The 20,993-nt window shown below is 68.5% G+C and carries 20 protein-coding genes and 2 tRNA genes; 14 read left to right on the forward strand and 8 right to left on the reverse strand.

The features are described 5' to 3' along the window. Nucleotides 1-8: 8 nt before the first annotated feature. The 7 genes from ACYVIP_RS09665 to rpmH form a co-directional block, all read right to left on the reverse strand. Nucleotides 9-908, reverse strand: coding sequence for a ParA family protein (locus ACYVIP_RS09665; RefSeq protein ID WP_460394556.1), 900 nt, complete (start codon nucleotides 906-908; stop codon nucleotides 9-11). Nucleotides 909-1,077: 169 nt separating this feature from the next. Next, a complete protein-coding gene (rsmG, locus tag ACYVIP_RS09670) occupies nucleotides 1,078-1,800 on the reverse strand; it encodes a 16S rRNA (guanine(527)-N(7))-methyltransferase RsmG (RefSeq protein ID WP_460394302.1) in 723 nt (240 codons plus the stop codon). 47 nt (nucleotides 1,801-1,847) lie between these two features. Continuing rightward, a complete protein-coding gene (locus ACYVIP_RS09675) occupies nucleotides 1,848-2,543 on the reverse strand; it encodes a Jag family protein (RefSeq protein ID WP_460394304.1) in 696 nt (231 codons plus the stop codon). A 29-nt stretch (nucleotides 2,544-2,572) separates the two neighbouring features. Continuing rightward, a complete protein-coding gene (yidC, locus tag ACYVIP_RS09680) occupies nucleotides 2,573-3,727 on the reverse strand; it encodes a membrane protein insertase YidC (protein ID WP_460394306.1) in 1,155 nt (384 codons plus the stop codon). A 4-nt stretch (nucleotides 3,728-3,731) separates the two neighbouring features. Continuing rightward, complete coding sequence (yidD, locus tag ACYVIP_RS09685; protein WP_460394558.1) at nucleotides 3,732-4,028, reverse strand: membrane protein insertion efficiency factor YidD; 297 nt, start codon at nucleotides 4,026-4,028, stop codon at nucleotides 3,732-3,734. A gap of 76 nt (nucleotides 4,029-4,104) precedes the next feature. Further along, nucleotides 4,105-4,566, reverse strand: a complete 462-nt coding sequence (rnpA, locus tag ACYVIP_RS09690; RefSeq protein ID WP_460394308.1) for a ribonuclease P protein component — start codon at nucleotides 4,564-4,566, stop codon at nucleotides 4,105-4,107. 5 nt (nucleotides 4,567-4,571) lie between these two features. Beyond that, nucleotides 4,572-4,709, reverse strand: coding sequence for a 50S ribosomal protein L34 (gene rpmH, locus ACYVIP_RS09695; RefSeq protein ID WP_460394310.1), 138 nt, complete (start codon nucleotides 4,707-4,709; stop codon nucleotides 4,572-4,574). 480 nt (nucleotides 4,710-5,189) lie between these two features. Here rpmH and dnaA point away from each other — a divergent pair, with 480 nt between their 5' ends. The 12 genes from dnaA (at nucleotide 5,190) to ACYVIP_RS09755 (ending at nucleotide 18,651) form a co-directional block, all read left to right on the forward strand. Continuing rightward, nucleotides 5,190-6,764 carry a chromosomal replication initiator protein DnaA gene (gene dnaA / locus ACYVIP_RS09700; protein ID WP_460394312.1) on the forward strand — a complete coding sequence of 525 codons (1,575 nt, stop codon included), beginning with the start codon at nucleotides 5,190-5,192 and terminating at the stop codon, nucleotides 6,762-6,764. Nucleotides 6,765-7,319: 555 nt separating this feature from the next. Then, nucleotides 7,320-8,453, forward strand: coding sequence for a DNA polymerase III subunit beta (dnaN, locus tag ACYVIP_RS09705; RefSeq protein ID WP_460394314.1), 1,134 nt, complete (start codon nucleotides 7,320-7,322; stop codon nucleotides 8,451-8,453). A gap of 25 nt (nucleotides 8,454-8,478) precedes the next feature. Then, the gene (gene gnd, locus ACYVIP_RS09710) at nucleotides 8,479-9,405 is read left to right on the forward strand and encodes a phosphogluconate dehydrogenase (NAD(+)-dependent, decarboxylating) (RefSeq protein ID WP_460394316.1); all 927 of its coding nucleotides are present in this window, start codon (nucleotides 8,479-8,481) and stop codon (nucleotides 9,403-9,405) included. Nucleotides 9,406-9,410: 5 nt separating this feature from the next. Further along, nucleotides 9,411-10,571: a DNA replication/repair protein RecF gene (gene recF / locus ACYVIP_RS09715; protein WP_460394318.1), complete on the forward strand. Its 1,161-nt coding sequence runs from the start codon at nucleotides 9,411-9,413 to the stop codon at nucleotides 10,569-10,571. Nucleotides 10,572-10,680: 109 nt separating this feature from the next. Continuing rightward, nucleotides 10,681-11,208, forward strand: coding sequence for a DciA family protein (locus tag ACYVIP_RS09720; RefSeq protein WP_460394320.1), 528 nt, complete (start codon nucleotides 10,681-10,683; stop codon nucleotides 11,206-11,208). 183 nt (nucleotides 11,209-11,391) lie between these two features. Beyond that, on the forward strand, nucleotides 11,392-13,353 hold the full coding sequence (gyrB, locus tag ACYVIP_RS09725) for a DNA topoisomerase (ATP-hydrolyzing) subunit B (RefSeq protein ID WP_460394322.1): 1,962 nt from the start codon (nucleotides 11,392-11,394) through the stop codon (nucleotides 13,351-13,353). Between the two features lie 86 nt (nucleotides 13,354-13,439). Further along, complete coding sequence (gene gyrA, locus ACYVIP_RS09730) at nucleotides 13,440-16,103, forward strand: DNA gyrase subunit A (RefSeq protein WP_460394324.1); 2,664 nt, start codon at nucleotides 13,440-13,442, stop codon at nucleotides 16,101-16,103. A gap of 212 nt (nucleotides 16,104-16,315) precedes the next feature. Then, nucleotides 16,316-17,065 (forward strand): DUF3566 domain-containing protein, encoded by a 750-nt coding sequence (locus tag ACYVIP_RS09735; RefSeq protein WP_460394560.1) that lies wholly within the window; start codon nucleotides 16,316-16,318, stop codon nucleotides 17,063-17,065. 56 nt (nucleotides 17,066-17,121) lie between these two features. Continuing rightward, nucleotides 17,122-17,195: transfer RNA gene (locus tag ACYVIP_RS09740), tRNA-Ile, on the forward strand. Between the two features lie 427 nt (nucleotides 17,196-17,622). Continuing rightward, nucleotides 17,623-17,766: a DLW-39 family protein gene (locus ACYVIP_RS09745; RefSeq protein ID WP_460394326.1), complete on the forward strand. Its 144-nt coding sequence runs from the start codon at nucleotides 17,623-17,625 to the stop codon at nucleotides 17,764-17,766. 93 nt (nucleotides 17,767-17,859) lie between these two features. Then, a tRNA-Ala gene (locus tag ACYVIP_RS09750) sits at nucleotides 17,860-17,932 on the forward strand. Between the two features lie 176 nt (nucleotides 17,933-18,108). Further along, nucleotides 18,109-18,651 carry a DUF2020 domain-containing protein gene (locus tag ACYVIP_RS09755; protein ID WP_460394328.1) on the forward strand — a complete coding sequence of 181 codons (543 nt, stop codon included), beginning with the start codon at nucleotides 18,109-18,111 and terminating at the stop codon, nucleotides 18,649-18,651. 75 nt (nucleotides 18,652-18,726) lie between these two features. Here the strand turns inward: ACYVIP_RS09755 and ACYVIP_RS09760 are convergent, their stop codons facing one another. Beyond that, a complete protein-coding gene (locus tag ACYVIP_RS09760; RefSeq protein ID WP_460394330.1) occupies nucleotides 18,727-19,431 on the reverse strand; it encodes a hypothetical protein in 705 nt (234 codons plus the stop codon). Between the two features lie 83 nt (nucleotides 19,432-19,514). On the opposite strand from ACYVIP_RS09760, the gene ACYVIP_RS09765 reads away from it, so the two are divergent. Continuing rightward, nucleotides 19,515-20,075: a peptidylprolyl isomerase gene (locus ACYVIP_RS09765; RefSeq protein WP_460394332.1), complete on the forward strand. Its 561-nt coding sequence runs from the start codon at nucleotides 19,515-19,517 to the stop codon at nucleotides 20,073-20,075. Continuing rightward, nucleotides 20,076-20,990, forward strand: a complete 915-nt coding sequence (locus ACYVIP_RS09770) for a rhomboid family intramembrane serine protease (RefSeq protein WP_460394334.1) — start codon at nucleotides 20,076-20,078, stop codon at nucleotides 20,988-20,990. Nucleotides 20,991-20,993: the final 3 nt, after the last annotated feature.

The raw sequence follows: 20,993 nt of genomic DNA on the forward strand, positions 1-20,993 counted from the left end.
TTGCTGCACTACTCCCCGCCGAATCCGCGCTCGGCCATTTCCCGCGCAGCGTCAAGGTAGCTCATCGAACCCCGCGAGCCCGGGTCGTACGCGAGCACCGTCTGACCGAAGCCGGGTGCCTCGGACACCTTCACGCTACGGGGTATGACCGTACGCAGCACGGTGTCGCCGAAATGCTTGCGCACCTCGGCGGTCACCTGGTCGGCCAGCTTGGTGCGGCCGTCGTACATCGTCAGCAGGATGGTCGATACCTGCAGGTTGGGGTTGAGGTGGTTCTGCACCAGCTCGATGTTGCGCAGCAGCTGGGAGAGCCCTTCCAGCGCGTAGTACTCACACTGAATCGGGATCAGCACCTCCTCGGCGGCCACCATCGCGTTGATGGTGAGCAGGCCGAGCGACGGCGGGCAGTCGATGAACACGTAGTCCGGGTTCAGCTCGTCGAACGCGCCGGTGGGCAGCGCCTCCTTGAGCCGAGCCTCCCGGCCCTCCATGGAGACCAGCTCGATCTCGGCGCCGGCCAGGTCGATCGTGGCCGGGACGCAGAGCAGGTTGTCCGACTGGTCGCTCACCACTGCGGCGTCCGCCAAGGACACCTCACCGATGAGGACCTCGTAAATGGACGGCACACCCGAGCGGTGGTCGACACCGAGCGCGGTGCTGGCGTTGCCCTGCGGGTCAAGGTCGATCACCAGCACCTTGAGTCCGTGCATGGCGAGCGCCGCGGCGAGATTGACCGCGCTGGTCGTCTTGCCGACGCCGCCCTTCTGGTTGGCCACGGTCAACACGCGGCGCCGGGATGGCCTGGGGAGATTCGTCTTGGGGTGCAGCATTCGAGTCGCCCGCGCTGCTTCCTCCGCGATCGGCGTCCACCCGGACACTGCGGCCGCGGCCTCGACATTCTCGTGCATGACTGCTTCGGACCGTTGTTGGTGCCGGCCGCCCCGCGACCGTGGTTCGCTCGCTAGCTCACTCACGCGGCAACCTCCTCGGCTCGACAGTGCCGCCGTTTCACGTGAAACATGGTCGCTCCGATCGTTGGTTAGCGGAACACTCCAGTCACCGATCCTGGTACGGCCGTCAGTGTCCCTGATCCTTCTTGGCGCGACGCGAGCTGGTGTAGCCCCGTCCGCCGCGTCCGCCCGCGCGCCCGGGGGCGGTCATTCGCTCGACCTCAATGATGGTCGTCGGCACGTCCAGTACGTCGACGCCACACCGTGCGACCGACAGATGTCCACCACCCGTGCGCGTCACCGCGGCGCCATCCCGCGCGACCTCCGCCTCCGCGCTCTCTCCCTTGAGTGCGACGAGGCGACCACCGGACCGGAGCAGTGGTGCGCTCCAGCCCCAGAGACGGTCGAGCGGCGCCACGGCACGAGCGGTGACGACGTCCGCGCCGGCGAGCCGCTGCTTGATCGCCGGTTCCTCGGCACGCCCCCGGACGACGGTCGCCGACAGCGAGAGCGCATCCAGGACTTCCTCGAGCCACGCCACTCGCCGAGCCATCGGCTCCAACAGTGTGACGTGTAGGTCGGGTCTGGCCAAGATCAGTGGGACACCGGGTAGCCCGGCGCCCGATCCCAGATCGACGACAGTGGCGTTCTCCGGGATCCGTTCGCTGACCACCGCCGAGTTCAACAGATGGCGGTCCCACAGGCGATCGACCTCTCGGGGGCCGATCAGTCCGCGCTCCACGCCGGCGGCGGTCAACAGTTCGGCGAACCGCTGCGCACGGGGGAGCGCGTCGCCGAACACAACAGAAGCGGGCCCCGGGGGAGCCGGCGCTGCTGCCTTCTCATCCATCCCGGGGCCCGCTTCGTCAGGTCGTTGTTTCACGTGAAACGAGCGCGTCAGGTCTGCCGGAACACCACGACGCGACGCCGCGGGTCCTCTCCTTCGCTCTCGCTGTGCACGCCGTCAACCGAGGCGACCGCGTCGTGCACCACCTTGCGCTCGAACGGGGTCATCGGCTGCAGCCGGACCCGCTCCTCGCCACCGCTGAGCACCCGCTCGGCCGTGGCCCGGCCGAGATCACGGAGCTCCTCGCGGCGGTCGGCCCGCCAGCCGGCGATGTCGAGCATCAGCCGGCTCCTGGTCCCGGTGTCCTGCTGGACCGCGAGCCGGGTCAACTCCTGGAGCGCCTCGAGCACGTTACCCCGCGGACCGACGAGCTTCTCCAGATCGTCGCCGCCGTCGATGCTCACTATCGCGCGACCGGCCTCCACGTCGAGGTCGATGTCCCCGTCGTAGTCGACCAGGTCGAGCAGCCGCTCGAGGTAGTCGCCCGCGATGTCGCCCTCGCGAACGAGCAGATCCTCCGCCGAGCCCTCCGACCGCTCGCTGCGCTCGTCCTCGTCGCCATCGTCAGACTCATCGTCAGACTCATCGCCAGACTCACTGTCCGAGTCACTGTCGGACTGGTTGTCCGCCTCGACGTCCGACTCCGACTCGACGCCGTCAGTGACCTCGCCGTCCGTGATCGGGGTGATCACGGCTCCCTCGGCGTTGTCCTGATCGGTCTCCGATTCCTGCACCGTCTCCGGCACGACTTCTCCTCTCCAGGTCCGGAAACGCCTCAGCGATTCTTCCGGCCTGTGTTCTTCTTACGGGATCGGTCTGCGCTCAGACCGGAAACTTTGTTCTCACCCGACTGGTCGGTGGTGCCGTTGCTGGTCGGCTTCGCGGTGCCGGAGGACTTCGCGGTGCCGGGTGACTTGGCCGTACCGGCGGGCTTGGTACCCGGCTTGGCGCCTGGCTTCGGCTTCGTCCCCGGCTTGGCGGCCGGCTTCGTGGCCGGCTTGTCGGTCGACTTGGCCGTGGTGTCCGTGGTGTCCGCGACGTCGGTGCTCTCGTCCGTGTCCGACTTCGGCTGGGCGGGACGCTTCTTGGCCTGCGGGCGCTGGCCGGGCTTGGGGGCGAGGTTGGTCCGCTTCTCGATCGCGGCGGCCTTCTTGGCCTCCTCCTCGGCGTCGATCTTGCGGTACACCAGGCGCTGCTGGCCGAGGGTCCAGGTGTTGTTGGCCAGCCAGTAGAGCAACAGACCGATGGGGAAGAACAGACCGAAGATCAGCACACCCATCGGGAAGATGTAGAGGGTGAGCTTGTTCATGATCGCGGTCTGCGGGGTGGCCGCCTCGGGGTTCTGCCGGGCCACCGAGTGCCGCGCGGTCATGTGGGTCAGCACGCTGGCGAGGATCATCAGCGGGATCGACACGATGATGACCGAGGTGCGGCTGGCGCCGAACTCGGCGAGCACCTCCGCTGGCTGGGTGATGAAGTTCGACAGCCGGGCCCCGAAGATGTTCGCCTCGAGGTAGGAGCTGACGCCGTCCGCGCCGAAGAAGTAGTTCTCGTTCGGGCTGTTGCCGAACGAGCGCAGCACGTGGAACAGACCGATGAACACCGGGATCTGGATCAGCATCGGCAGGCAGCCGCCCAGCGGGCTGAACCCGTGTTCGCGCTGGAGCTTCTGCATCTCCTGCGCCTGGCGCTGCCGGTCGTTCGCGTACTTCTTCTGGATCTTCTTGATCTCGGGGGCGAACTCCTGCATCGCCCGCATCGAGCGAACCTGCTTCACGAACGGCTTGAACATGATCGCGCGCAGCGTGAAGACCAGGAACATGATGCCGAGCACCCACGAGATGCCCGACGCCTCGCCGAACACATGCCCGAACACCCAGTGCCAACACCACAGAATGAACGACACCGGGTAGTAGATGAAGTCGAGCACGGAACTACTCCTTGGGGAGGGGGTCGCGAGCCGAGGCGTCCGACCCCGACCCTTCGGTCACGTCGTGGCGGCGCGCGCGCCGCGGCCGGCGAGGCGGCACCGGGTCGTAACCACCGGGATGCCACGGCCCGCAGCGCAGCAGTCTGCGCACAGTCAGGTAGAGGCCGCGCAGCGCGCCATGCGTGGACAGCGCCTCGACGGCATAGGTACTGCAGCTCGGCTCGAACCGGCAGCTCGGCGGGAGCACCGGTGAGATCCAGGCGCGGTAGAGGTTGACCGGCACGAGCAGCACGCGGGCCATCGGCCCCGGGCGGCGTACGGGCTCGGTCGGGAGATCGTCCGGGGTCGGGTCGTCGGCGCCATGCACGACGTCGTCGTCATGGGTGAGAGTCACGACGACCCTCGTTGGCTCCGTTCACGACGACACCACCAGCGTCCGTACCGGCAAGGCGCAACCTCCGCAGCGCGGAGTCGATGTCGCCCCCGAGTTCGGCGCTCGCCGCCTCCGCGGCAGGCGGCAGCGCACGGACGACCAACGTGCAACCGAGTGGCAGGGTTCCCAGTCGGTCACGGAAGAGGTGCCGCAGGCGGCGAGTCACGCGATGCCGCACCACGGAGTTACCGACCGCCTTGCTGACCACGAAGCCGACTCGGGTCGGCCGGTCCGCCACCTGATCGGCCAACTGATCAGCCCCAGCGGATCCGGCCACGCCGAACCGAGCGACCTCCTCGGCCGTGATGGCATGCACGACGAGCCTGGACCGGCCGACTCGCCGGCCCTTCCTGGTCACGAGCCGAAAGTTGTCGCTACCCGTCAGCCGAGCGGTCGCGGGGAGCACGCAGGTCAGGCGGAGAGGCGCTTGCGACCCTTGACCCGGCGAGCCGCGAGGATGGCCCGACCAGCACGGGTGCGCATGCGCAGCCGGAACCCGTGGGTACGCGCCCGGCGGCGGTTGTTCGGCTGAAAAGTACGCTTGCTCACGGTGGATCTCCCGGTACGGCTCGCCAAGTTTCGCTGTCTCGATCCGACGGCCGGCGCGCAGAACCCACCCACACCTCTCGGGAGACCTTATGAGACTACGCACCCCAGAACGCACTGTTCAATCCGGGTACCCAACGACACGCCCGCACCCACCAGATCCTTGCTCCCCAACACATCTTGTGGCATGGCCCGGCGCTTGTTAGCGTGCGGGCTCCGGTTGGCCAGTTTGGGGAGTGGGAGCCCCTGCTGCGCCAGGAGAAGGTCGGGACGAACCATGTGTCGGGTTACCGCTGCGGGCTGCCGTACCTTCGTGCACAGTTGTGGACAACCCTGTGGATGCTGCTCGCGCGGCGGGGCGCAGATGCCGTCGCGGGCCGCGACCGAGCCCACCTCGACGGTGGGCGGTGCGGGGTGAGTTCTCTACAGCGAAAACAAGGGGTTGACATGACGCTAGTCCAACGAGGGGAGGGGAGCTCGTAGGTGTCCGAACAGCAGATGAACCTGGGTGTGGTCTGGGAACAGGTCGTGCGGGAGTTGTCCGCCGGCACGCTGTCTCCCCAGCAGCGGGCGTGGATGCGGGTCACGCGACCGATCGGGTTGCTCGACGGCACCGCGCTCCTGGCCGCACCGAGCGACTTTGCCAAGGACGCGATCGAACGAGCTCTCCGTGAGCCGATCACCGACGCGTTGTCCCGCAGGCTCGGCCGCGCGGTGTCGCTCGCGGTCAAGGTGGACACGGTCACCCCAGCGGTGACCGCGACCCCGGCCGCACCGCCGCCACCACCGTCACCGGCCAACGGCGACGGCATGATCACCATCCCGGGGGTCGACCCGGCCCGCGCCCAGCTCATGTCCGCCTCGATGCTCGTCGAGCCGGGGCTCGACGCGGACACCGACGGCGACGAGGTGGACGAGGAGGGCGACGCGCTCGCCACCGTGCACGAGATCTGGCCGCCGTTCGCCGGCGGCCAGCCGGTGAGCGGACAACCGTTCACCGCGCCGGCGCAACCGCAGACCTCGAAGACCCGACTGAACGAGAAGTACACCTTCGACACGTTCGTCATCGGTGCCTCCAACCGCTTCGCGCACGCGGCCGCGGTCGCCGTCGCCGAGGCGCCGGCCCGCGCGTACAACCCGTTGTTCATCTGGGGTGAGTCCGGGCTCGGCAAGACCCACCTGCTGCACGCGGTCGGTCACTACGCGCAACGACTCTTCCCGGGGATGCGGGTGCGCTACGTGTCCACCGAGGAGTTCACCAACGACTTCATCAACTCGCTGCGCGACGACCGCAAGGTCGCGTTCCAGCGGCGGTACCGCGACATCGACATCCTGTTGGTCGACGACATCCAGTTCCTCGAGGGCAAGGAAGGCACCCAGGAGGAGTTCTTCCACACCTTCAACACGTTGCACAACGCCAACAAGCAGATCGTCGTCTCCTCCGACCGGCCGCCCAAGCGGCTGGAGACCCTGGAGGACCGGTTGCGTACCCGGTTCGAGTGGGGCCTGATCACCGACATCCAGCCGCCGGAGCTCGAGACCCGGATCGCCATCCTGCGCAAGAAGGCCGCGCAGGACCGGCTGGCCGCGCCGGCCGAGGTGCTGGAGTTCATCGCCGCCCGGATAGAGCACAACATCCGGGAGCTCGAGGGCGCGCTCATCCGCGTGACGGCGTTCGCGTCGCTCAACCAGCAGCCGGTCGATCTCGGCCTGGCCGAGATCGTGCTGCGGGACCTGATCCCGGACTCCCAGGTGCCCGAGATCAGCTCGACCACGATCATGGCGGTCACCGCCGAGTTCTTCAGTGTCTCCCTCGACGACCTGTGCGGCCCCGGCAAGACCAAGGCGCTCGCCGGGGCCCGACAGATCTCCATGTATCTGTGCCGGGAGCTGACCGACCTGTCGCTGCCCAAGATCGGGCAGACCTTCGGCGGCCGGGACCACACCACCGTCATGCACGCGGAGAAGAAGATCCGCAAGGAGATGGCCGAGCGCCGTCGGGTCTACGACCAGGTGCAGGAGCTCACCTCACGGATCAAGCAGCGCGCCCGCGGCTGAGTCGAAATCGTTGCCGGAGCTGGGGCCGGGTGTGGTTGTCCACACCTGTCCCCAGCTTTTTGCTGTTATCCACAGTGACTCCCCAGGTTCTCCACAGCTTCATCCCCCGGTAGGGGGACAAGCGACGTTCCCGACCCCTGTGCATGAACTGGGTATCGCCACCCCGTTCGCTGGGGAGTGGCCAGTGGACAACTGTGGAGGATTTGTGGATGGCCATGGCGCCTCCGCGACCTGTCCACCGGTCGCCCGAGTTGTCCACGGACCATGCATCAGCTTCATCCACACCCCCGCGCCCGCCGCGACGTGCGCCAACGAGGGGTATCCACACAATCCACAGGACCTATTACTACGGCTGTTTGTCTCTCTTCTAGTTATTCACAAAGAAAAAACAGGCGGCGCCAGGTTGGGTACAACCCTCACGGGACAGGACACCTCGAGCACCGAGCCCCGAGTACCGCCCGCGCCCGGCAAGCCGTACCGTGACGTTCAACGAGAGCTCGCTCGAGTGGCCTCCGAAGCACTCGCGGCTCCTCCTCGTGTCTGGAAAGGACAGTCATGAAGATCCGCGTCGAGCGCGACGGTCTCGCCGACGCCGTCGCCTGGGTAGCTCGGTCGTTGCCGTCCCGCCCACCGGTCCCGGTCCTCGGCGGGATCCTTTTGGACGCCGGCAACTCCGACGCACTGACCATCTCCGGATTCGACTACGAGGTCTCGGCGACCGTGGGGGTCGCGGCGACCGTCGCCGACGGCGGGCGCACGCTCGTGTCCGGTCGACTGCTCGCGGACATCACCCGATCCCTGCCGGCACAACCGGTCGAGATCATGGTCGACGGGGCGCGGGTGTCGATCACGTGTGGCAGCGCGAAGTTCAGCCTGCCGACGATGCCCGTCGAGGACTATCCGCAACTGCCGGCGATGCCACCGCACGCCGGCGAGCTGACCGGTGAGGTGTTCGGGCTCGCGGTGAGCCAGGTCGCGGTCGCCGCCGGCAAGGACGACACCCTGCCGATGCTCACCGGCCTGCGGGTCGAGATCAACGGCGACAAGCTGACCCTGGTGGCGACCGACCGTTTCCGGTTGGCCATGCGGGAGTTCACCTGGAAGCCGGACCCGAGTCTGGCCGACGCCGGCGAGCTCGCCGTGCTGGTACCCGCGCGCACGCTCGCCGAGGCGGCCAAGGCGCTCGGCACCGCGGGCACCACCGTCGAGCTCGCGCTCGCCCCCGGTGACGGGCTGATCGGTCTCTCCGGTTCCGGCCGGCGCACCACGAGTCGGCTGCTGGACACGGAGTTCCCGCGTTACCGCCAGCTGCTGCCCTCCGAGCAGACCGCGGCCGCGATCATCGAGGTCGGTCCACTGGTCGACGCGATCAAGCGGGTGTCGCTGGTCGCCGAGCGCGGCACCCAGGTGCGGCTCGAGTTCGCCGACGGCGGGCTGAAGCTCACCGCGGGCGGCGACGACGAGGGCAGCGCGGAGGAGGAGCTCGCGGTGGAGTACACCGGCGAGCCGGTCACCATCGCGTTCAACCCGTCGTTCCTGCAGGAGGGACTCGGCGCGCTGCACGCCGACCGGGCCGAGCTGTCGTTCACCACGCCGAGCCGGCCGGCGCTGATCAAGCCGGTCGACGACGAGGGCAACGTGACTCCCGGATATCTGCATCTGCTCATGCCGGTGCGCCTGCCCGGCTGAGGTTCGGCTTCGAAGGGACGCTCCTGTGCCAAGCAAGGTCCAGCTCGGTCTTGTCGGTCTCGGCAGGATGGGCTTCAACATGCGGGAGCGGCTCCGCGCGGCCGGTCACGAGGTGGTCGGTTTCGACCGCAGCCAGGACGTCACCGACGTCGGCTCGCTCACCGAGCTGGCCGAGCGGTTGGCGGCGCCTCGGCTGGTGTGGATCATGGTGCCGGCCGGTGACCCGACCAGGCAGACCGTCGCCGAGCTGGCCGAGCTGCTCTCGCCGGGCGATCTGGTGATCGACGGCGGCAACTCCCGGTTCACCGACGACCGGCACAACGCCGAGCTGCTCGCCGGCAAGGAGGTCGGCTATCTCGACTGCGGGGTCTCCGGTGGCGTCTGGGGCCGGGAGAACGGCTACGGGCTGATGGTCGGCGGCGCGGTCGCCGACGTCGAGCGGGCGATGCCGGTGTTCGACGCGCTGCGTCCGGAGGGGCCGAGGGAGGAAGGCTTCGCGCACGCCGGCGCGGTCGGCGCAGGGCACTACGCGAAGATGATCCACAACGGCATCGAGTACGGGTTGATGCAGGCCTATGCCGAGGGCTTCGAGCTGCTCGAGGCGGCGGCCGTGATCGAGGACGTGCCGGCGGTGATCAAGGCCTGGCAGCGCGGCACTGTCGTCCGGTCCTGGCTGCTGGACCTGTTGGTCCGCGCGCTGGACAGCGACCCGGAGCTCGACGACCTGCGCGGCTACGTCGACGACTCCGGCGAGGGCCGGTGGACCGTCGAGGAGGCGATCAACCTGGCCGTGCCGGCGCCGGTGATCTCGGCCGCGCTGTTCTCCCGGTTCCGCTCCCGGCAGGAGGACTCCCCGGCCATGCGCGCGGTGGCCTCGCTGCGCAACCAGTTCGGCGGGCACGCCGTGCACCAGGCCGGTCCGACCTCGGGTGCTGGCACCACCCAGGGCTGAGGGACGTGCGGGTACGACACCTCCAGGTTCAGGACTTCCGGTCCTGGGAGCTCGCGGACCTGGAGCTGGCGCCGGGCGCGAATGTCCTCATAGGACAGAACGGTCACGGCAAGACGAACCTGATCGAGGCGATCGGCTACGCGGCGACCCTCGGCTCCCACCGGGTCGCGGTCGACCTGCCGCTGATCCGCCACGGTTGTCCGAGGGCGATCGTGCGGGTCGCGGTGATCAACGAGGGCCGCGAGCTGACCGTCGAGCTGGAGATCACCTCGGGCAAGGCCAACCGCGCCAGGGTGAACCGGGGACCGGTGCCCCGGCCACGTGACGTGCTTGGCATCCTGCGCACGGTGTTGTTCGCGCCGGAGGACCTGGCACTGGTCCGGGGGGATCCGGGCGAGCGCCGCCGGTTCCTCGACGAGCTGCTGGTGTTACGCGCGCCGAGGTATGCCGGTGTGCGCGCGGACTACGACCGGGTGCTGCGCCAGCGCAACGCGCTGCTCAAGTCCTCCGGGCACGCCCGGCGCGCCGGGTCGAAGGGCGACATCGGCACCCTCGACGTCTGGGACGGTCACCTCGCCCGGCACGGCGCTGAGCTGCTCGGCGCGCGCCTGGACCTGGTGGCCGATCTGACCGGGCACGTCACCGCCGCCTACGCGGGGGTCGCGCCGGAGTCCCGGCCGGCCACGATCGGGTACCGGTCGGGGATCGCGGAGTCGATCCCGCCCGAGTACGGCACCCCGGACGCGCGCGCGGACCGCGAGGTGTTGCACGACGCGTTGCTGGCGGCGATGGTCGCCGGCCGGGACGCGGAGCTGGAACGCGGGGTGAGCCTGGTCGGCCCGCACCGCGACGAGCTGGAGCTGACGCTGGCCGACCTGCCGGCCAAGGGGTACGCGAGCCACGGGGAGTCCTGGTCGTTCGCGCTCGCGCTGCGGTTGGCCTCCTACGAGCTGCTGCGTGCCGACGGCAACGAGCCGGTGCTCGTGCTCGACGACGTGTTCGCCGAACTCGACCGGCGCCGGCGGCAGCGACTCGCCGAAGTGGCCGTCGGCGCCGAACAGGTCCTGGTGACCGCCGCGGTGGAGGAGGATGTCCCGGACGAGCTCACCGGCGTGCGCTTCGTCGTGTCGAACGGGGAGGTGTCTCGTGCCGGACCGATCACCTGATGATCAGCTCAGGGTCACGAGGAGTGAGGTGAGCTGTCCCACATCTGGGGACAAACCTGTGGATAGTGTGGATAAGCCGGACACACAGGGTGGTGAAAGTGCTCAGACGGTGCTCTTCGCCACAGGGGATGACTACCCACAGTTGCGTGGGTCCGATCTTGCCAAGGCCGCGCTGCAGGCGGCCAAGGACGCCGCCGGCGGTCCTGGTCCGAAGAAGAACAAGCAGGTCAAGCGCGGTGGATCCCGGCTTCGCCGGCGGTGGTCCAGTGCCCGGCCGGACGAGCGGGACCCGCAGCCACTGGGCCGGCTCACGGCCAGGATCGCGTCCGAACGGGGGTGGGCGGGTCAGCTGTCCACCGGTCAGCTGTTCGGCCGGTGGAGCGCGATCGTCGGCGAGGACGTCGCCGAGCACGCGCAGCCGATGGCGCTGCGCGACGGCGAGCTGACCATCCAGGCCGCGTCCACCGCCTGGGCGACCCAGCTGCGGTTGCTGCAACGCCAGCTACTCACCAAGATCGCCGCTGGTGTCGGCGACGGTGTGGTGACGCGGCTGAAGGTGCACGGTCCGTCCGCGCCGAGCTGGCGGCACGGTAACCGACACGTCTCCGGACGAGGGCCGAGGGACACCTACGGGTGAACGGCCGCTGGAGGCTGTCCCATCACCCTCGTGAGTACCCGATCCCGTGGTTGTTCGCGGCAGCGCGTCTGTGACCGAGCTAGGGGTGTCCTTGGCCCACTTCTGGGCTAGTGCACCAGTACAATTGACGGAGGGGAGTTTCGCGCCCGTCCTGACGAGGGAGACACCACGCCCGTGGCAGCCATGAATGACCATGAATACGACGCGTCCTCGATCACGGTCCTTGAGGGGCTCGAGGCGGTCCGCAAGCGGCCAGGTATGTACATCGGCTCCACCGGCGAGCGCGGTCTGCACCACCTCATCCAGGAGGTCGTGGACAACTCGGTCGACGAGGCGATGGCGGGCTACGCGACCAGGATCGAGGTGAGCCTGCTCGCCGACGGCGGCGTCCGGGTGTCCGACGACGGCCGAGGCATCCCGGTCGAGATGCACCCGGTGCACCAGCGCCCCACCGTGGAGATCGTGCACACCGTGCTGCACGCCGGCGGCAAGTTCGACAGCGAGAGCTACGCGGTGTCCGGCGGCCTGCACGGCGTCGGCGTCTCGGTGGTCAACGCGCTGTCCACCACGCTGGACGTGGAGATCTGCCGCAAGGGAAAGATGTGGCGCCAGCGCTACACCCGGTCCGAGCCAGGTGAGCTGATCGAGGTCGGCCCGTCGGACCGCACCGGCACGACGACCACGTTCTGGGCCGACCCGGACATCTTCGAGACCACGACCTACAACGCGGAGACCGTGGCCAGGCGCCTGCAGGAGATGGCCTTCCTCAACAAGGGCCTCACCATCGTGCTGCGCGACGAGCGGCTCTCCGACGAGGACGCCGAGGCGGACGCGGACGGCAAGCCGGCGCGGGCCAAGGAGCGCACCTACCACTACCCGGGTGGTCTCGAGGACTTCGTCCGGCACATCAACCACACCCGCGAGGCGATCCACAAGAGCGTGATCGCCTTCGAGGGCAAGGGTGAGGGCGTCGAGGTCGAGGTCGCGATGCAGTGGAACACCGGCTACAGCGAGTCGGTGTACACCTTCGCCAACACGATCAACACCGCCGAGGGCGGCACCCACGAGGAGGGCTTCCGGGCCGCGCTCACCCGCGTGGTGAACGTGTACGCGCGGGAGAAGAAGCTGCTCAAGGAGAAGGACCAGAACCTCACCGGCGACGACATCCGCGAGGGCCTTGCGGCGATCATCTCGATCAAGCTCGCGGAGCCGCAGTTCGAGGGCCAGACCAAGCAGAAGCTCGGCAACACCGAGGCGAAGACGTTCGTGCAGACCACCTGCAACGAGTGGCTGGCGGACTGGTTTGAGCGCAACCCGGCCGACGCGCGCACGATCGTGTCGAAGTCGGTCTCCTCTGCCCAGGCCAGGATCGCCGCCCGCAAGGCCAAGGAGCTGGTGCGCCGCAAGGGCGCGCTGGACATCGGCGGCCTGCCGGGCAAGCTGAAGGACTGCCGGTCGACCAACCCCGAGGAGTGCGAGCTCTACATCGTCGAGGGCGACAGCGCGGGCGGCTCGGCCAAGGAGGGCCGGGAGTCGATGTACCAGGCGATCCTGCCGATCCGCGGCAAGATCATCAACGTGGAGAAGGCCCGCATCGACCGGGTGCTGAAGAACACCGAGGTGCAGAGCCTGATCACCGCGCTCGGCACCGGCATCCAGGAGGACTTCGACCTCTCCAAGCTGCGGTACCACAAGATCGTGCTGATGGCCGACGCCGACGTGGACGGCCAGCACATCCGCACGCTGCTGCTGACGCTGCTGTTCCGGTTCATGCGCCCGCTGGTCGAGGCCGGGCACGTGTACCTGGCGCAGCCGCCGCTGTACAAGATCAAGTGGCAGCGTGTCGAGCCGGAGTTCGCCTACTCCGACCGCGAGCGCGACGGGCTGATCGCGGCCGGCGTCGAGGCCGGTAAGAAGATCAACAAAGATGACGGCATCCAGCGCTACAAGGGTCTCGGCGAGATGAACGCCGACGAGCTGTGGGAGACCACGATGGACCCGGCGTACCGCCTGTTGCTCCAGGTCACCCTGGACGACGCCGCCACCGCCGACGAGCTGTTCAGCGTCCTGATGGGCGAGGACGTGGAGGCCCGCCGCTCGTTCATCACCCGCAACGCCAAGGACGTGCGCTTCCTTGACGTCTGAGAATCCGTCCTGACCAGCACGGATAGACTGCATCGATTCCCGGCGTGTCGCCGATCACGCCGGGCTCCGGAAGGAATCTTCACGTCGTGACGGATACCACCTTGCCGCCAGAGGGCGACCGGACCGAGCCGGTCGACATCCAGCACGAGATGCAGCGCTCGTACATCGATTACGCGATGAGCGTCATCGTCAGCCGGGCGCTGCCGGATGTCCGCGACGGGCTCAAGCCGGTGCACCGGCGCGTGCTCTACTCGATGTACGACACCGGCCTGCGACCAGAGCGCAGCCATGTCAAGTGCTCGCGCATCGTCGGCGACGTCATGGGCAACTACCACCCCCACGGCGACTCCGCCATCTACGACGCGCTCGTCCGGCTCGCCCAGCCGTGGTCGCTGCGGTACCCGCTCATCGACGGCCAGGGCAACTTCGGCTCACCGGGCAACGACCCGCAGGCCGCCATGCGGTACACCGAGGCCAAGATGACGCCGCTGGCCATGGCGATGCTGCAGGACATCAACGAGGACACCGTCGACTTCGCCGCGAACTACGACGGCAAGACCCTCGAACCGACGGTGCTGCCGTCGCGTATCCCCAACCTGCTGGTCAACGGCAGTGGCGGGATCGCGGTGGGGATGGCGACCAACATCCCGCCGCACAACCTGCGCGAGGTCGCCGCCGGCGTGGTCTGGGCGCTGGAGAACTGGGACGCCTCCGACGACGAGACCCTGGCCGCGATGATGTTGCGGATCAAGGGCCCGGACTTCCCGACCCACGCCCAGATCCTGGGCACCCAGGGCATCGAGGACTGCTACCGCACCGGCCGCGGCTCGATCAGGATGCGCGCGGTCGTCGAGGTCGACGAGGACGTCAAGGGCCGCACGATCCTGGTGGTCACCGAGCTGCCCTACCAGGTGAACCCGGATAACCTGATCGAGAACATCGCGCAGCTGGTGCGTGACGCCAAGGTCACCGGCATCTCCGAGGTGGTCGACGAGTCGAACAAGCGGCTCGGCATGCGGATCGTGATCACCCTGCGGCGGGACGCGGTCGCCAAGGTCGTGCTGAACAACCTGTACAAGCACACCCAGCTGCAGCACAACTTCGGCGTGAACATGCTGGCCCTGGTCGACGGCGTGCCAAGGACGCTGCGGCTCGACCAGATGATCCGGCACTACGTCAAGCACCAGGTCGAGGTCATCGTCCGGCGCACGCGTTTCCGGCTGCGCAAGGCCGAGGAGCGGGCGCACATCCTGCGCGGCCTGGTCAAGGCGCTCGACGCGCTGGACGAGGTCATCGCGCTGATCCGCCGCTCGCCGACCGCCGACGAGGCCCGTACCGGGTTGATGGCGCTGCTCGAGGTGGACGAGATCCAGGCCAACGCCATCCTCGAGATGCAGCTGCGCCGGCTCGCCGCCCTGGAACGCCAGAAGATCATCGACGAGCTCGCCGAGATCGAGACCTACATCGCCGACCTGCGCGACATCCTGGCCAACCCGGAGCGGCAGCGCCTGATCGTGCGCGACGAGCTGACCGAGATCGTCGACAAGCACGGCGACGAGCGCCGCACCAAGATCATTCCGTATGACGGCGACGTGTCGATCGAGGACCTGATCGCGGTCGAGGACGTGGTCGTCACCATCACCAGAACGGGTTACGCCAAGCGCACCAAGACCGACCTGTATCGCGCGCAGAAGCGGGGCGGCAAGGGTGTGCAGGGCGCCGGCCTCAAGCAGGACGACATCGTGGCGCACTTCTTCGTGTGCTCGACCCACGACTGGATCCTGTTCTTCACCAACAAGGGTCGGGTCTACCGGGCAAAGGCCTACGAGCTGCCGGAGGCCAACCGCAACGCGCGCGGCCAGCACGTGGCCAACCTGCTGGCCTTCCAGCCGGACGAGACCATCGCGCAGGTCATCCAGATCAAGGACTACCAGGTCGCGCCGTACCTGGTGCTCGCGACCAAGAGCGGCCTGGTGAAGAAGAGCAGGCTCTCGGACTTCGACAGCAACCGCGCCGGTGGCCTGATCGGGGTCAACCTGCGCGAGGACGACGAGCTGGTCGGCGCGGTCCTGTGCGGGCCGGACGACGGGCTGTTGCTGGTGTCCGCCGGTGGTCAGTCCATCCGGTTCCAGGCCTCCGACGACGCGTTGCGCCCGATGGGCCGGGCCACGTCCGGGGTACTCGGGATGCGGTTCAACGACGGCGACGAGCTGCTCACCCTCGGCGTGGTCCGGGAGGGGACTTTCCTGCTGGTCGCCACGGACGGCGGGTACGCCAAGCGCACGGACATCGAGGACTACCCGGTGCAGGGCCGAGGCGGCAAGGGCGTGCTCACCATCCAGCACGACACCCGGCGTGGCAGGCTGGTCGGCGCGCTCATCGTGGACGTCGACGACGAGCTGTACGCGATCACCTCCTCGGGTGGGGTCATCCGGACCAACGCCAGAGAGGTGCGCAAGGCGGGCCGGCAGACCAAGGGCGTGCGGTTGATGAACCTCGGCACAGGTACCACTCTGGTAGCCATCGCCCGCAGCGCGGACGAGGCCGTCGAGAACGGTGCTGAGAACGGTGCTGACATCGGTGCTGAGAACGGCGGCGAGACCGAACAACCGGCAGACTCTGCGGAGGCAACCGAAGTGACCGGCTCGGCGTCCACGGACGTGATCACGGATGAGTCCGTGGACACCTCCTCGGATGCGGAGGCAGGTCCGGTGGACCCGACCGAGAACGGTCAGCAGCCACCGCAGTAGTAGCTCGCGACGACACGGAAGACACGTAGGGGATCCTCGTGACACCAGCTGACAAGACCGGAAGCACTGGCCAGAACCCGGAAAGCGAGCCGGAACGACCGTCCGGCGTCGCCACCGACAGCCAGGCGCAACCGGCCACGGAGGCGGCCAAGGAGACCCCCGCGCCGGCCGGCGAGCCGGCGACGCCGGCGGCCGACGAGCCGACGACGAACATCACCGTCGACGAGGAGCCGGCCACCGGCTCCCCGCCGCCATGGCAACGGGTGTCGACCGAGACGGCCGCGCCGGCCAAGCCGCAGGCGCCGCCACAGTCGCCCCCGCTGTCGTTCACCCCGACGGTGCCGCCCGGCGAGCAGCCAGGTCAGCGCACGATGCCGGTCATGCCGGGACCGGGCGAGGCCACGGTGTCGGTGGAGCGCCCGGTCATCACCGGCGCGGCCGCCGCCCGCCTGTTCGCCGAGGGCAACATGCCGACGGCAAGCACCGTCGGCGGGGGCAACCGGACCACCGTGCACCTCGACGGCAGCAACCCGTCCGCCGGCCCGCTGCGGATGGGCGCCGCGGCCGCCCCGAGCGCCCTGCGCCGCCCCGGCCGAGGGCCGAGGCGGGCGAACCTCCAGATCAAGCGGTTCGATCCGTGGTCGGTGCTCAAGCTGTCGCTGGTGCTGTCGGTGGCGCTGTTCTTCGTGTGGCTGGTCGCGGTCGGCGTGCTGTACGCCGTACTCAACGGCATGGGCGTCTGGGACAAGCTGAACGGCATCTCCAGCGAGATCCTCCAGCCGGCCGACGACGGCGGCTCGGAGCCCCTGATCAGCGCCGGCCGCGTGTTCGGCGTCGCGGCCATCATCGGCGCGGTGAACATCGTGCTGTTCAGCGCGTTGGCCACGGTCGGGGCGTTCATCTACAACGTGTCCGCCGACCTGGCGGGCGGCCTGGAGGTCACGCTCGCCGAACGGGAGTAACCGGGTACTGGTTTGAGACCCGGATCAGCGGTGCGATATTCTCATCGCGCTGTTGGGGGCCTATAGCTCAGACGGTTAGAGCGCTTCGCTGATAACGAAGAGGTCGGAGGTTCAAGTCCTCCTAGGCCCACCCATCCCCTGCCTGACTGTGGCCGTTCGGCCGTCAGTGCTGTCAAAGATCTGATCCATCACTGCTCGTAGGCGCGTGTCCGCGCGCCGCTGAGGTGCGCTCGCGACCGCTACCGGAAAGATCGAGTGCGGGTCGAGGAGCGATCGGGTCGCCCCGATCCTGGTCGAGGTGGACAGCCACATGCGTACCCCGTCTCCGGCCGGCTCGGGGGCCTTTCGCGGGCCACGGGCGGGGACGATGTGGCGGTTGGCCAGCGATATGTGCCCGGACTTCCCATTTCGCGGCCGCTGTTCCGTGGCGTCGGCGGTTTGGCCGCTCCGGCGTCAGGGGGTCTGGGGTTTGTGGCAGACTTGGGGTCTCGCTACGGGATTGCAGGGGTCGTGGCGGTTGGAATACTTGGTGTTTTTTGCCGAAGGAGGCAATGGTCGTGAAGAAGCTTCTCGCTCTGGTGGCTGTGGCTGGCGGCGTGCTGTTCGTCGTGCGTCGCAACAAGTCGGCCAAGGCGCAGGACGACCTGTGGCGCGAGGCTACTGCTCCGGCCGCTGGTTCGAACAACGCCAAGAAGGCCTGAGCGCCGCTAACGCGCACTCAACCGGGCACGGCGACGCCAGTCGCCGTGCCGGTCGTACCGGCGTGAGTGGTGGTCGTCGCACTCCGCCGGGTCGGGGACGTAGCTCAATTGGCAGAGCACTGCCTTTGCAAGGCAGGGGTTAGGGGTTCGATTCCCCTCGTCTCCACGAGGATCAGCTGGCGCAAACCGTGCCATCCACAGGTTGTGCACAGTGCTCGCCGACCTGTTATCGCAGGTCAAACCCGCTGTGGTGGGTAGTTGTCCACAGCGGTGCCATGGCCCGCAGCGGAATGTGGGCCGTGTGCGAGGAGGGTGACACCCTCTGTGATTGACTGCCGGGCTATGAGACGCGTTTCGTTTCTGCTCTGGCCTTTACTGATCACGCTCATCGGGTGCAGTGCGCAGAACACCGCGGACGATCCGGAGCCGATCTCTCCCGCAACCACCGAGGCCACCAGCGCGGATGCGCCGGCGGCGGCCCCACCACCGGTGGCCGAGCCCACCGAGGACGGGCCATGCCCCTACCTGGACGCCGCGTTCGTCGAGGAGACCAACGGGCAACGGGTCGCCGAGACGAAGATCTCCTCGGACGAGACTCCGGCCTGCTACTTCTACCGCGCTGACGGCAACATCCAGGCGGCCATCCAGATCTACGCCGGCGACCCGGCCGTCGCCAAGGCGTTCGTCGACCAGGTCGCGCCGGTCGACACCGCCAATCCCGCCGAGCTCACCGGGGGATGGGCTGGTGGCTCGCAGCCGACCGAGGAAGGCGCCGTCTACGCGGTCGCCAAGGACGCCACCGCGGTCGTGGTGGCCACCAACCAGGAACAGACGATCAAGGCCAAGCTCATCGCCCAGGAGGCGATCAGCTCGCTGGGCCTGTAGCCCGGGACACGGCTCGGCCCCGCCGGCTACCAGAGCCGACGGGGCCGGGCCGAGGCCGAGGAACGACGCGGCGGACTAGTTGGTCCGCGACTCGTGGGTCGGCAGACCGTTGTGGGCGACGTTGTCGTTCGCCGCGTCCGACGGTTCCTGCCCGTCGGTGTCCACCCGGTGTCGCGGTTCGGGGACCGGTGCTGGTTCTGGCTGCGTCCGCTTGCCGCGGACCACGTACGCGACGCCGGCCGCGACCACGACCAGCAGCAGCACCTTCGGCCACCGGCGGCGCTTGTCCCGCGCCTCCGCCCGCTTCAGTGCCACCGCCTCCTGCCGGGCGCGCTGACTGAGCTTGAGCGCCTCGCCGTGCAACGCGGCACGCGCACGACCGGCCTCCGCCCTGGCCTGCTTGGCGGCCTTCGTCCCCCGCTGGACCGGCTTGCTCCGCTTGGCGTCCTTGTGCGCCTGCTTCGCGGCCTTCGTCAGCTCCTTGCGGGTGGACTTGGCCTTCCGCGCCAGCTTCTTGCGCGTCCGGCGGGTGGTCTTCACTACTTCCTGGCGAGCGAGCCCTGCTCCTTCGGCCAGGGCCGTACCCAGCTGCTGCGGGGCGACACCGCGCTCCGTCAGCTTCTGGTCAGCGGCTTGTGCCGCCCGGATGGTGGCTTCGGCGCTTACCTGACCAGCGCGCCGCGCGCCGCGCCGCACCGCGAGCCAGCCGGAGCCGACGGCCTTGCCGACCGTTTCGCCGACCGTCTCGCCGGTTCGGGATATGGCCTTCACATTGTCCATCTTCTGCTCCAAGGTGGCTTTGTTGGACGGTTACCATCCTGCCCCTTCCAGAGCGATCCTGCTGCGGATGGCACGATGACCGGGTGGCAGACAGCAATGGATCTCTCGTAGGAGTGAAGGTAACGGCCACCCTGCACACGTCGCGGGGTCCGATCCGGATCACTCTTTTCCCTGATCACGCACCCAAAACCGTCGGGACCATCGTTGGTCTCGCCGAAGGAACCAAGCAGTACACCGAACGCAACGCTCGTGGTGAGCGCAGCGGCCCCTTCTACGACGGCATGATCTTCCATCGGGTCATCGACGGCTTCATGGTGCAGACCGGCGACCCGACCGGCACCGGCCGAGGCGGCCCAGGCTTCACCTTCGCCGACGAGTTCCACCCGGAGCTCCAGTTCAACCGGCCCTACCTGCTCGGCATGGCCAACCCCGGCGTCGCCGACTCGAACGGCTCCCAGTTCTTCATCACGGTGGCCCCGACGACCTGGCTGAACTTCAAGCACACGATCTTCGGTGAGGTCGCCGACCAGGAGTCACGCAACGTCGTGGACGCGATCGCGAACACCCCGACCGCGCCGCCGCACGACAAGCCGGTCGAGGACATCGTCGTGGAGCGGGTCACCGTCGAGCGCGCCGAGGGCTGAGTGTCGGCCAACCGGCAGCATGACCTGCCGCCCTGCGTCCGGCACCCGGACCGGCCGACCGGGCTGCGCTGTGTTCGCTGTGACCGTCCGGCCTGTCCGGACTGCCTGCGCGAGGCGTCGGTCGGCTACCAGTGCGTCGACTGTGTGAACCAGGGCGCCCAGACCGTCCGCGGTCCGCGTACCGGCAGCGGGGCGCGGACGCGGTCGGCCGGCTCCCGGTCGCTGGTCGTCGTGCCGTCGCTGATCGCGGTCAACGTGGCCGCGTTCGTGGGGACCGCGGTCCAGACGCGCAGCATCACCGACAACGGTGGGCCGCTGTTCCTCGACGGCATGCTGGTGCCGGCCGCCGTGGCCGCCGGTGAGTGGTGGCGGCTGTTCACCTCCGGCTTCCTGCACTTCGGCAACTACGGCGGCTTCGGGCCGGTGCACCTGCTGTTCAACATGTTCGCGCTGTGGGTGCTCGGCCGGGACCTCGAGGTCGCGCTCGGCCGGGTCTGGTTCCTCGTGGTGTACCTGATCTCACTGCTCGGTGGCTCGACGGCGATCATGCTGTTCGGCGACCCGATCGGTCAGGTGGCCGGTGCGTCCGGTGCGGTCTACGGCCTGTTCGGCGGCATCGCGGTGATCGTGTTCAAGTCCAAGCTGAACCCGGCGCCGGTGCTGACCCTGATCGGGATCAACATCGTCCTCAGCATCACGTTGCCGGGGATCTCGTTGCTCGGGCACGTCGGCGGTCTGCTCGCGGGCGCGCTGGCGACCGCGGCGCTGGTCTACGCGCCGGCGGCCAGCCGGACCAAGGTGCGGGTCGGCGCGTGTGTCGCGCTGACGGCGGCGTTGATCATCGCGATCACCGTGCAGTCGGTCGCGATGGACTGCACGATGACCCAGTCCTGGGTCAGGTGCCTGGGGGTCTAGGTC

Source organism: Actinophytocola sediminis, assembly GCF_054779715.1.

What these genes read in the sequence shown, in the direction of transcription:
- rsmG (WP_460394302.1), bottom strand. Translation starts at nt 1,800, where the DNA reads ATGGATGAGAAGGCAGCAGCGCCGGCTCCCCCGGGGCCCGCTTCTGTT.
- ACYVIP_RS09760 (WP_460394330.1), bottom strand. Translation starts at nt 19,431, where the DNA reads ATGGACAATGTGAAGGCCATATCCCGAACCGGCGAGACGGTCGGCGAA.
- gyrB (WP_460394322.1), top strand. Translation starts at nt 11,392, where the DNA reads ATGAATGACCATGAATACGACGCGTCCTCGATCACGGTCCTTGAGGGG.
- dnaN (WP_460394314.1), top strand. Translation starts at nt 7,320, where the DNA reads ATGAAGATCCGCGTCGAGCGCGACGGTCTCGCCGACGCCGTCGCCTGG.
- ACYVIP_RS09755 (WP_460394328.1), top strand. Translation starts at nt 18,109, where the DNA reads ATGAGACGCGTTTCGTTTCTGCTCTGGCCTTTACTGATCACGCTCATC.
- ACYVIP_RS09665 (WP_460394556.1), bottom strand. Translation starts at nt 908, where the DNA reads ATGCACGAGAATGTCGAGGCCGCGGCCGCAGTGTCCGGGTGGACGCCG.
- yidD (WP_460394558.1), bottom strand. Translation starts at nt 4,028, where the DNA reads ATGGCCCGCGTGCTGCTCGTGCCGGTCAACCTCTACCGCGCCTGGATC.